Annotated in this window: 10 protein-coding genes; 8 read left to right on the forward strand and 2 right to left on the reverse strand. The window is 64.4% G+C overall.

Annotated features, from left to right (window positions below):
- The first annotated feature begins 3 nt into the window (after positions 1-3).
- From PQR53_RS10415 to lepB, 8 genes are all read left to right on the forward strand, one after another.
- Positions 4-1,002 (forward strand): glycosyltransferase family 2 protein, encoded by a 999-nt coding sequence (locus PQR53_RS10415; RefSeq protein WP_408452793.1) that lies wholly within the window; start codon positions 4-6, stop codon positions 1,000-1,002.
- Between the two features lie 158 nt (positions 1,003-1,160).
- The gene (locus PQR53_RS10420; RefSeq protein ID WP_408452796.1) at positions 1,161-3,074 is read left to right on the forward strand and encodes a serine aminopeptidase domain-containing protein; all 1,914 of its coding nucleotides are present in this window, start codon (positions 1,161-1,163) and stop codon (positions 3,072-3,074) included.
- 50 nt (positions 3,075-3,124) lie between these two features.
- Positions 3,125-3,958, forward strand: coding sequence for a class I SAM-dependent methyltransferase (locus tag PQR53_RS10425; protein ID WP_408452799.1), 834 nt, complete (start codon positions 3,125-3,127; stop codon positions 3,956-3,958).
- 85 nt (positions 3,959-4,043) lie between these two features.
- A complete protein-coding gene (locus tag PQR53_RS10430) occupies positions 4,044-5,642 on the forward strand; it encodes a mannose-1-phosphate guanylyltransferase/mannose-6-phosphate isomerase (protein ID WP_408452802.1) in 1,599 nt (532 codons plus the stop codon).
- Complete coding sequence (locus tag PQR53_RS10435; protein WP_408452804.1) at positions 5,617-6,264, forward strand: flavin reductase family protein; 648 nt, start codon at positions 5,617-5,619, stop codon at positions 6,262-6,264. Before PQR53_RS10430 ends, PQR53_RS10435 begins: the two co-directional genes overlap by 26 nt.
- A gap of 410 nt (positions 6,265-6,674) precedes the next feature.
- Entirely contained in the window at positions 6,675-7,394 is a 720-nt protein-coding gene (locus tag PQR53_RS10440) for a FadR/GntR family transcriptional regulator (protein ID WP_408452807.1), read from the forward strand.
- Between the two features lie 199 nt (positions 7,395-7,593).
- Positions 7,594-8,592, forward strand: coding sequence for a Gfo/Idh/MocA family protein (locus PQR53_RS10445; protein ID WP_408452810.1), 999 nt, complete (start codon positions 7,594-7,596; stop codon positions 8,590-8,592).
- A 102-nt stretch (positions 8,593-8,694) separates the two neighbouring features.
- The gene (gene lepB, locus PQR53_RS10450) at positions 8,695-9,393 is read left to right on the forward strand and encodes a signal peptidase I (protein ID WP_408452813.1); all 699 of its coding nucleotides are present in this window, start codon (positions 8,695-8,697) and stop codon (positions 9,391-9,393) included.
- 67 nt (positions 9,394-9,460) lie between these two features.
- On the opposite strand, the gene PQR53_RS10455 is transcribed toward lepB, so the two are convergent.
- A complete protein-coding gene (locus PQR53_RS10455) occupies positions 9,461-10,120 on the reverse strand; it encodes an amino acid ABC transporter permease (protein ID WP_408452816.1) in 660 nt (219 codons plus the stop codon).
- 184 nt (positions 10,121-10,304) lie between these two features.
- Complete coding sequence (locus PQR53_RS10460; protein ID WP_408452819.1) at positions 10,305-11,099, reverse strand: cystine ABC transporter substrate-binding protein; 795 nt, start codon at positions 11,097-11,099, stop codon at positions 10,305-10,307.
- Between the last annotated feature and the right edge of the window lie 169 nt (positions 11,100-11,268).

Consider the following 11,268-nt stretch of genomic DNA (forward strand, 5'->3'; position numbering starts at 1 on the left):
CCCATGATTCAGACCACGAACGAGGCCGGCCTCAAGCGCGGCAGTGGGGCAGCCGCGCGTCTGATCTCCATCTGCATTCCGACCTGCAATCGGCCTGCGTTGCTTGAACAGGCCATCGACAGCTGTCATGCGCAGACGTACGGCGAATTTGAAATCGTGATCGGTGACGATTCGAGTGACGACAGCGCGCGCCAGGTGGTGGAGCGTTGCCGCTTGCGCAGCACGCGGCCGATCCCGATCCGCTATGAACGCAATACACCGCGGCTAGGACAGGCGGCGAACGTGAACCGGTTGTTCGCGCGCGCACAGGGCGCTCGCCTCGTGCTGCTGCACGACGACGATCTGCTCGAGCCAAACGCGCTGAGCCGTCTCGACGCATGCTGGCACGCGTATCCCGAGTTGACCGCCGCGTTCGGCAAACAGCGCGTCATCGCCGACGATGGCACGCCGCGGCCGCAGGCCACCGAACGTCTGAATCACGATTATCTGCGGGTGCCTGAACGCGCCGGGCGGTTGCCGGTGCCGGCGCTGGCGGGCATCGACCAGATGTTCCCGAACAACGGCTATCTGGTGGATACCCTGGCCGCGCGCCGGATTGCGTACCGCGCGGCCGCTGAAGTCGGCGAAGCATGCGATTTCGATTTCGGCTTGCGGCTCAGTGTCGACGCCGTCGCGATCTGTTTCGTCGATGAGTTCGTGTCGGTGTCGCGCGAGACCGCGCTGTCGATATCGAGCCACGCGTTGCCGGCCATGCATGCGTTCGCGCAATTGCGCGCGAGCAGCGTGCCCGCGGCCGCGCAGGCCGCGCGCGATGACGCGCTGCGCCGCGTCGCGCCGCGCGCCGCATCGGCTTATGCGCGCGCCGGTGAAGCGGCCGCCGCCTGGCGTGTACTGCTGTCGCGGTATTACCCGATGCGCGAGCGGCTGCGGGCGCGCTTTTTCTATCACGTGCTGCTCGCTACCCGGTCGACCTTTGCGTTACGCGCGCCGCACGGCAATTGAACGGTACGTCGATTTGAATTGAATCGGCCGTCACGGCGTGTAGGTCGTCACACCGCGTAAGTATCGGAGTCCGACCTAATGTGGCAGGGCGTACAGATGAACCCGGCGGCGTTTGTTGTAGTGATCGAAAGCGGAGTTGTCCCGGTGAGGAGCTTAGTGTGAGGCCAGTACTGTTCGATGGCCGGTTCGGATGGTTGCATCCGGCAAAAGGGTCGAGTGGCGTGGTGCTGTGTGCCCCGTTCGGGTACGACGCACTGTGCACTTATCGCGGCATGCGGCGGCTGGCCGAACGGCTTGCCGCGCGCGGCATGCCGGTCCTGCGGTTCGACTACTCCAGCACCGGCGATGCGGCGGGAGAGGCGAGCGAGCCCGGCCGCTGGCGCGCGTGGATCGACAGCATCAAGCAGGCTGTGGCGCTGCTGCGGGAAACGACCGGTGTTGAACGCGTGACGCTGTGCGGGCTGCGGCTCGGCGGCATGCTCGCGGCGCTGGCCGCTCAGGAACTCGGCGGCGTGGATGGACTGGTGCTGCTGGCACCGGTTTTGTCGGGCAAGAACTATCAGCGCGAGTTGCGCGCGCACTATCGCAAGTGGTTGTTGATGCCGGCCGCGATGGACTGCGAAGCCGAGCCCGATACCGATGCATTCGTCGAAGCGTACGGCTTTCGCCTCTATGGCGACACGCTGGAGAGCTTGCGCGCAGTCGATCTGCGGCGCGATGCCGCGCGGCCGGCCAAACGTGTGCTGGTGCTCGATTCGCTGGACCCCGCGCGGCTCGATGCGCTCGTTGCTCACTATCGTGAACAAGGCGTGCAAGTGGAACGGCAGTCGTTCGACGAATACGGCAAGTTCATGATGGAGTCGCTCGATAGCGAGATTCCGCAGGCGGCGTTCCGGTCGATCGAGGATTGGCTGGCATGCACCGCCGACCATCCGGCTCCGCGTGAGCATCAGGCTGCGGACAGTGACGCTCACGCTCATGCCGCGCCACCTGCTGAGCACACGGTTGATCACACCACCGGCCACCTCGTCGAGCCGGGCGTGATCGAAACGCCGGTGTGGCTCGAAGGCGGCAGGATGTTCGGCATCTATTGCGTGCCCGCATCACACGCTGCGGCCGCGCCCGCGGCGCTGTTGCTGAATACCGGCGCCGTGTCGCGGATCGGCAATGCGCGGCTCGGCGTGCGCTTCGCGCGGCGACTCGCACGGCAAGGGATTGCGTCGCTGCGTGTCGATCTCGGCGGCCTCGGCGACAGCCAGCCGTCGCTGGATAGGTTGAGTCTCGATGCGCTGTATGCGCAGGCAGGTGTCGACGACGCCGCATGCGCGGCGCGTTGGCTGACCGCGCAAGGACATCGCGGCGCGGTGCTGCTCGGCATCTGCGCGGGCGCGTTCGTCGGCCTCCATGCGGCGTCGCGTGAACCGGCGGTGATCGGCGCCGTGCTGGTCAATTTGCAGAAGTTCACGTGGCACAACATCTGCGATGAACACGGCAAGCCGGCTGTCCCCGTCGCGACATTCGGTTCGACGCGCACTTATCTGCGCTCGATGTGTCAGCCGCGCAAATGGCTTCGCGTCGTGCGCGGGCAGTCGGGCGGCCTGCCGGTCGCGCGCGAACTGGCGGCACGCTTCGCGGCCCGATTCGGCGCGACGCTCGCCGACCGGATCGAACGCATCAGCGGCATTCAATTGGGGCCGAAGGACGTGCGGCGCCTCTTCAACGCGCTGCATGCGCGAGGCGTCGATACGCGTCTCCTGTACGGCGTGCTCGATGAGGGCGTCGAGGAGCTCGAACGCTACTTCGGTGCGCGGGGTGGGCGGCTGCGGCGGTATGAACGGATTGACGTGGCCTTCTGCGAGCGCACCGATCACGCGATTCTCTCGTCACGCGCGCAGGAAAACGTGATGTCGTCTTTCGAGGAATTTTTCCATAACACGTTCAACGAAACCCGTCAGTCCGAGTCATCGGTTGCCGGCGGCCCGTTCCGCTCGCGGCTCGACTGGCGGCATGCACGCACCATGCAGTGGCTTCTAAAACGAGTGCGCGCGCTTCGTCTATCAGGGGAAGCGTAATGTCCGCGTTAAGTTGTTCCGGCGCGCTTCCCCTTCGATGGAGCATGGCGATGAACAGTCAATCCGAGTTGGACCGCATCAATCGTATGGCGTGGAATTCACCCGATGCCACCCGCGTTTTCACGCTCGATAAAACCTACTCGGACCCGGGCGAGCAGGCCGCGTTCGAGTGGCTCGCGCCGCGCTGCACCGGTGAACCGTTGCTCGATATCGGCGTGGGCACCGGACGCACGATCCCGCTGATGACGTCGATCTCGAGCGACTACACGGGCGTCGATTACACGCTGAAACTGCTGGAGATCGCGCAGTCGCGCTATCCCGCACTCGACTTGCGGCATATGGATGCACGCGACATGTCGGCGTTGCCGTCCGGACATTACGGGCTGGCGCAGTTCAGCTGGAACGGTATCGACTGCGTGGACTACGACGATCGCGCGAAGATTCTCAGCGAAATGTACCGGCTGGTGCGGCCCGGCGGCTATGTGCTGTTTTCATCGCACAACCGCGGCGGCCCCGGCTACCGCGAGAACATCTGGCAATTGCTGCCGCACTTCAGCTTCAATCCGCTCAAGCTCGGCTGGCGCACGCTGCGCTCGATGCGGCGTTTTCAGCTCGGCATGCTGAACTATTTGCGCAACGTGAAGCTGAATCACGACTACGGCGGCTATGCAGTGAAGACGGCGGCGGCGCACAACTTCGGCATTGTGATCGTCTATACGACGCTGCGTGAGCAGCGCCGTCAACTCGCGCAGACCGGTTTTCAGAGCAGCGCGGTGTTCGGTAGTTGCCAGGGCAACCGCATTGCCGACGAGGTGGAAAGCAGCGACGCGTGGTGGTTTCACTTCATCGCGCGCAAACCGGTTGCCGCGTGCTGTTTCGACTGACCGCTGCCGGGGGCATCACACGCATCACGCGCATCACATAAAGAATGCACAACAGACCAGATTGAACACTGACGGGGGTCGCACAATGAATCGTATCGTTGAACCAGGCAATCCGTGCGTGTCGACCACGGGTGTCACCGAAGCGGCCACGCGTGTGTCCGTCCAGCCGGTGATTCTCGCGGGCGGCTCCGGCACGCGGCTATGGCCGTTGTCGCGCGAACGCAATCCCAAACAACTGATCGGCCTGATGGGCGACGAGTCGCTGCTCGAAGCAACCTTGCGCCGGCTCGATCTTGCATTGGCCACGACCGGGTATGGCGCGACGGCGTCAGGGCGGCCGGCTGGCACGGCGCCGGGCACGGCCACGCCGCTGGTGGTGTGTTGCGAGGATCTGCGGCTGCAAACGCTCGAACGTCTCGAACAATGCGGCCGGCCGACGCGCATGGTGCTCGAACCGGTGCCGCGCAATACCGCGCCGGCGCTGACCGTGGCGGCGTTGGCCGCACGCGCGGCAGCCGCGGACGGCGACGATCCAGTCATCGTCGCGTTGCCCGCGGATCATCTGATCGACGATCATGCGGCTTTCGGCGCGGCGCTCGCCGAAGCGGTTTCTCACGCGGCGCGCGGTGCGATCGTGACGCTCGGCGTGCCGCCGCAGCGCGCGGAAACCGGCTATGGCTATATCCGCACGGGAATGGCGCTTGGCGCGCACGGGGCCCGCGCGATCGAACGCTTCGTCGAGAAACCAGATGCGGAACTTGCCGAACGCTACGCCAGCTCCGGTGAGTACTGGTGGAACAGCGGCATGTTCGTGGTGCGTGCATCGGTCTGGCTCGCGGCCATCGCGCTATGCCGGCCTCTGATCGCGGCCGCCTGCGCGGAGGCTTTCGAGCATGCCACGCTGGATGGCGGCGGCGCGCTCCATCTCGCGCGCGAGGCGTTCGCCGCGTGTCCTTCCGATTCGATCGATTACGCGGTGATGGAGCGTCTTGCCACCGACGCGCGTCTCGTCGGCGTCGCGGTGCCGCTGGTCGCGGGGTGGTCCGACGTAGGTGCCTGGGATTCGGTATGGGAGGCGTCCGATAAGGACGCTTGCGGCAACGTCGCGCGCGGCCGCGTGATGTTCGAGGATTCGAACGACAGCTTCGCGCATTCCGAGGGCCGGCTCGTCGCGTGTGTCGGCGTGAGCGGCGTGGTGGTGGTCGAGACCGCCGACGCGGTGCTGGTCGCCGCGAAAGATCGCGTGCAGGACGTCAAGGCGATCGTCAGCCGGCTGAAGCTGGAGCACGGCACGGAGGCGGAGGAGCATCGCAAGGTCGGTCGGCCGTGGGGCTTCTACGATTCGCTCGAACGTGGCGAGCGCTTCCAGGTGAAGCGCATCGTCGTCAAACCGGGTGGGCGTCTGTCGTTGCAGATGCATCATCATCGAGCGGAACATTGGATCGTGGTGCGCGGCACCGCGCGTGTCACGCGCGGCGAGGAATGCTTCCTGCTCTCGGAAAACCAGTCGACGTATATTCCGCTCGGCGTCACACACCGGCTCGAAAATCCGGGCAAGACGCCGCTTGAAATGATCGAGGTGCAATCAGGCAGTTATCTCGGCGAGGACGACATCGTGCGCTTCGACGATCAATACGGGCGAGATCAGGAGAGCGATCATGCAGGCGCGGGTACGTCACGCTGACAGGCGGCAGGTGGTTGAGGCCACGGCGTTGCAGGAGCCGGTGGTGGGTAGCGTGGGCGGTGCGGCCGGTTCAGGCGCGGCGTGCCCGGTTGCGATCGGCGTAAATGCGGCAAGCTCGAACTCGGGGGAGCTGAACGTATCGAGTTTCGACGAGCGCCGTTTCCGGCATGCGCTCGGCCGCTTTGCCACCGGCGTGGTGGTGATCTCGACCGGCAGCGGCGACGCGATGCACGCGATGACCGCCAACGCCTTCATGTCCGGTTCGCTCAAGCCGCCGCTGATCGTCGTGTCGGTCGGGCACCGCGCGCGTACGCACGAGCGTCTGATGAATAGCGCGCTGTTCGGCGTGAGCGTCTTGTCCGACGCCCAGGAACCGCATAGCCGCCACTTTGCCGGTGAGCCGCAGAGCCGGCTCGCGCCGCGTTTCGCGCCGGTGGACGGCTTGCCGGACGTGGTGCTGCTCGAACACGCCGCTGCCCGTTTCGCGGCCCGCGTGGTGGACCGGCATCCGTGCGGCGATCACACGCTGTTTGTCGGCGAAGTGCTGGTGTTTTCGCTCGACGAACACGCGCCCTTGATCTTTTTTGGCGGGCGTTATGCGTCGGTGTCCGGGTCGCCGTGAGCGCGCCGGCTTTTCTTTTAGTCGCCCGCGTAGTCCCACCCATTCAATCGCGACCGCGGCTCGACACCGGACGCGTGGCGTCGTCGCGCTAGTCTTTTCGCGCCGGACTCAAGCCATCAGGGGCGCGTGCATCAGACAATTCGGCTCACTACGTGCGTCTTCGCACTATGCAAATTTCGGAACGCAGGCACGCTTGAGACGCAAGCTTATGGCCCGTCAAACCATGCGGCGTTACAAGGACGAAACAATTCTTCAGAGGGATAACCCTCTCAGGAAGTTTCCCAACTGGCGCATCTGTTTTGAAGCTAGCAACGTATCGTAAAAGACGACTACACCTCGATACAACGACGCACGAGGGCCGCTTGATCAACAGGCTACGCGGGGGCAAACACCGCTTCGGGGAGAGTGTCATGGAACAGGCAAACAAGGATCGCTCGCTGGTCAGCAAAGTCATGGATGGACTTGTGACCGGCATCGTTGAAGAGAAGTACGGCGCCATACTGCCACCGCAGGATGTGCTGTCGAAGGAGTTCGACGTCAGCCGCACCGTCATGCGCGAGGCGCTGTCGATGCTGCTCGCGCGCGACATGCTGGACGTGCGGCCGAAGATCGGCACGCGCATCCGGCCGATGAGCGATTGGCGCATGATCGACGAGGACGTCGTGAACTGGCGTTTTCGCGCGAAACCCGATCCGCTGTTTCTGCGCGACGTGATCGAGTTTCGCATCCTGATCGAACCGCGCGCCTCGGCGCAGGCGGCGGCTCGAGGGAGTGCTGCCGACGTCACGGCGATTCGCGAGGCATTCGACGCGTTCCGCGTGATCCGCCCGGGCGAGCCCGGCTATCAGGAAGCCGACGAACTGTTCCATGAACGCATCGTGGCGGCGAGCGGCAATCAGTTCTTCAAGCAGATGGCGGCGATCATTCGCGGCGCGCTGTCGACCGTCAATCCGATCCTCAGTCAGAAGGACGGCGCGTGGGAGCAGGCGGTGGGCACGCATCAGCGCGTGGTCGAAGCGATCGAACGGCGCGATCCGAAGGAGGCGGAAATCGCCTCGCTGGCGATGATCGACTACAGCGCGGAAGAGATGGGCACCGACATTACGCCGGCACCGCCGGCGCGCGGCTGAGCGCGGCCTGAGCGTGGCCGCGAGCGGGGCCTGAGTGGGGCCTCAGTGTGGCCTTTCAGGGCGGCGACCCAGGTTGTCTTCCGGCAGGGAACTTGCAGGACGAACGGCGTGGCACTATGGCAGCGTAGGCATGCGCGGCTTGCTTCACAATAGCGCCTGTTCGGAACTGCAAGGACTCGAAGGAACGATGACAATCGCAATGCAAGAAGCAAGGCAGGAAACCTCCTCGGGCGAGGTGATTCGCTGGGGGATCGTCGGGACGGGCCGCATTGCCCGTCGCTTCGCGCTTGGACTCAACCATGTGCCGCACGCGCAGCTCACCGCGCTGTGGTCACGCCGTGCCGAACCGGCCATGGCTTTTGCCGGGGAATTCGGCGGCGAGGTGTGCGCGAGTTTCGACGCGCTGCTCGCGAGCGGCATCGACGCGCTTTATATCGCCACCGTCCAGGATAGTCACGCCGATTACGCGATCGCCGCGCTGCAAGCCGGTTTGCACGTACTGTGCGAAAAACCCGCCACCATCAACAAGCCGCAACTCGAGCGTGTGCTCGAGGCCGCGCGCGCCGCACAACGGCTTTTCATGGAAGCCATGAAGCCGCCGTTCTATCCGCTCTACAGAAAGTTGCGCGCGCATCTGGATGCCGAGCCGATCGGCGAGGTCGGTCTGGTGCGCGCCGGCTGTTCGGTGCCGGGCGTGCCGGACGATCATCCGTCGCTGTCGTTCGAGCATGCGGGCGGCGCGCTGCTCGATATCGGCGTCTATGAGATGTTTCTCGCGGTCGACTGGCTCGGTGCGCCGCGTGAGGTGCAGACGCTCGGGCGGCTGGGCTCGACCGGCGTGGATACGTTCGCGAGCCTGAACAGCCAGCATGAACGTGGCATCGCCCAGCTGTTTTGCGGGCTCGATCTGCACGGCAAGGGCGACGCGTTGCTAATGGCCAAGGGCGGCCATGCCACGATTCATGAACCCTGGTGGAATCCGGCACGCGCGACGATCCGCTACGCCGACGGTCATGTGGTCGAACTCGACGAGCCGTTCGAAGGCGGAGGTCTGAACTACGAAACCGCGCATTTTTGCGAGCTGATTCGGGCCGGACAGATCGAGAGCCCGCTGATGTCCCACGACACGTCGCTGCAGATGATCGAAATGGCCGATGCCGCGCGCGCTGCCTTGGGGCTTAAGTTCGCGGGCGAGTGAGGGTTCTGGAGCGGCGGTGGTACGATTTGCGCGCGCGCGGACTCGAATAAAAGGGCCCGCCGCCCGTAGCTTTCGATTTCCCTTCCATTGGAGCCGCCTGCGATGCGCATGCTTGGAAAACTGTGGCGCGACAACAAGAGTCTTGTCGCCTTTCTGTTCCTGATGGTGTTGTTCCGCAGCGCTGTGGCCGACTGGAACGTCGTGCCGAGCGGCTCGATGTTGCCGACGATCCGCGAAGGCGACCGGATCTTCGTCGACAAGATGGCCTACGATCTGCGCGTGCCGCTTACCCACATCACGATCGCGCATCTGCACGATCCGCGGCGCGGCGATATCGTCACGATCGATTCTTCGGCGGCCCATGAGTTGATCGTCAAGCGTCTGATCGGCTTGCCCGGCGACAGTGTCGCCATGCGCGACAACGTGCTGTACGTGAACGGCGCGCGCGCGGATTATCAGCCGCTGCACGTCAAGCCGCTGCCGGGCGATGCTGCGTCCCCGGGCGACTATCTGACCGAGCGTTTTGACGGCGTCGTGCATACGGTGCGCCTTGCGCCCGAGGCGCCGAGCCCGCGCAATTCGTTCGGACCGGTGGTCGTGCCGCAAGGCGAGTATCTGATGCTCGGTGACAACCGCGACGATAGCGCCGACTCGCGTTACTTCGGCTTCTTTCCGCGCAAGGAATTGATGGGCCGGACGCGTCACGTCGCGTATTCGCTCGACCCGGATCACTACTACAAACCGCGCTTTGAGCGCTTCGGCGCGTCGCTGGATGCGGCGTCGCTAGCCGCCAGCCGTTAGGCGGCGAGCGAAGGGGCGGGCAGCGGCGCGTTCAGTAGCGTATTCAGTGGCGTGCTCAGTGGCACATTCAGTGACGCGCCGGCAGCGCGAGGCGCTTTTCATACCAGTGTTGCACCCACTCGAGAACCTGGCACAGCACCCAGTAGACCGCGGCTGCCGCGAGGTACAGCGGCAGCGGCTGATAGGTCGACGCGATGATCTCCTGCGCGCTGCGCAGCAGTTCGGTCACGGTAATCACCGATACTAGCGAGGTATCCTTGATCAGGCTGATCAAGCTGTTCGACAGACTCGGCACGGCGATGCGCAAGGCCTGCGGCGCGATCACGTAGCGCAGCGTCTGGCGCCGCGAGAGTCCGAGGCTGTATGCCGCCAGCCATTGGCCGTTGTGAATGCCGAGAATCGCGCCGCGCATGCTTTCCGACAGATACGCCGCCACATTCGCCGACAATGCGATCACGCCCGCGGGCGTCGGGTCGAGCGAAATGCCGAGACTCGGCAAGCCGTAATAGATCACGAAGATCTGCACCAGCAGCGGCGTGCCGCGAAACACGCTGACATAGACGCGTGCGATCCACTTCAGCACGCGGTTGTGGCTGATGCCCATCACCGCGAGCACGGCGCCGGCAAGCAGGCCGAAGATCATCGACAGAACCGCGAACTTGACCGTCAGGACGGCACCCTGTGCGAGCACGGGAAGCGATTGGACGAGCAGCGAAGTGGTGGACATGAGCGGTGGCCAGGGTTGGCGCGGCAAAGCGCGCATCATAAATTTCGGCGGGCGTTCAAACGCAGGCCGAAGCGGGATCTGGACCGCAACTCGGCGCGCAACCTGAAGCGCCATGCAAAGCGGCGGTGCAAAAGCGAAGGGCGGCATCGTTGCAGATGCCGCCCTTCGTTTCATCCAGCGGGCATTACTTGATTGGCTTGCTGACGTCGATGCCGAACCATTTGTCCGAGATCTTCGAGAACGTGCCGTCCGCTTCGAGCTGGGTCATCGCGTCGTCGATCGCCTTGGCGAACTTCGGATTGCCCTTTTTGAACGGAATCCCCGACGGGTTGCCCGCGCCGACCGTTGCGCCATTGCGCAGCGGCAGTTGCGAGTTCTTCATCAGATAGGCAAGCATCAGGCGGTCGTTCAGCGCCGCGTCCAGACGGCCGGCGGCCAGATCGCGCAGGTATTCAGGCGCGCCCGGATACGTCTTCACGTCGATGCCCGGCACCGACTTCGCCATGTCCATGTAGTTCGTGCCCAGACCGACGCCGAGCTTCTTGCCCTTCAGATCGTCGAGCGACTTGAACTGGCGCGTGTCGTCCTTACGCTGGATCAACTGCGCGGCCGAGTACGTGTACGCCGGCGAGAAGTCGAGCGCCTGCTTGCGTGCGTCCGTGATCCCGACCTGGTTGACGATCACGTCGAACTTGCCCGCCTGCAAACCGGCGATGATGCCGCTCCACTCGGTCGTGACGAATTCTGGCTTGACGCCGAGTTTTGCAGCGACGGCCTTGGCGATGTCGACGTCATAGCCGACCAGTTCGCCCGACGGCGCTTTCGAGTTGAACGGCGGGAAGGTGCCTTCGAGGCCGATGCGCAGCGTGCCGCGTTGTTTGACCTGATCGAGCAGGTCGTCCGCGTGGGCGGTGACGGCAGTAAACGACGCGCCGATCAGGCCGGCGACGAGCATCTTCTTCAGCAAGCCAAATTTCATCCTGTTCCTTTTTTGTTCGTCTGGCGTTTTAACGGACGAAAGCATAACAAAGCAGACTATCGAAACGTAAATACCGTTTGATTATGTCTATATTACGGGGCGGTTGGGCGGTTGGGCGGTTGGGCGGTTGGGCGGTTGGGCGGTTGGGCGGTTGGGCGGTTGGGCGGGT

This window comes from Paraburkholderia fungorum (assembly GCF_046027605.1).
In the GTDB taxonomy this organism is placed as follows: domain Bacteria; phylum Pseudomonadota; class Gammaproteobacteria; order Burkholderiales; family Burkholderiaceae; genus Paraburkholderia; species Paraburkholderia fungorum_F.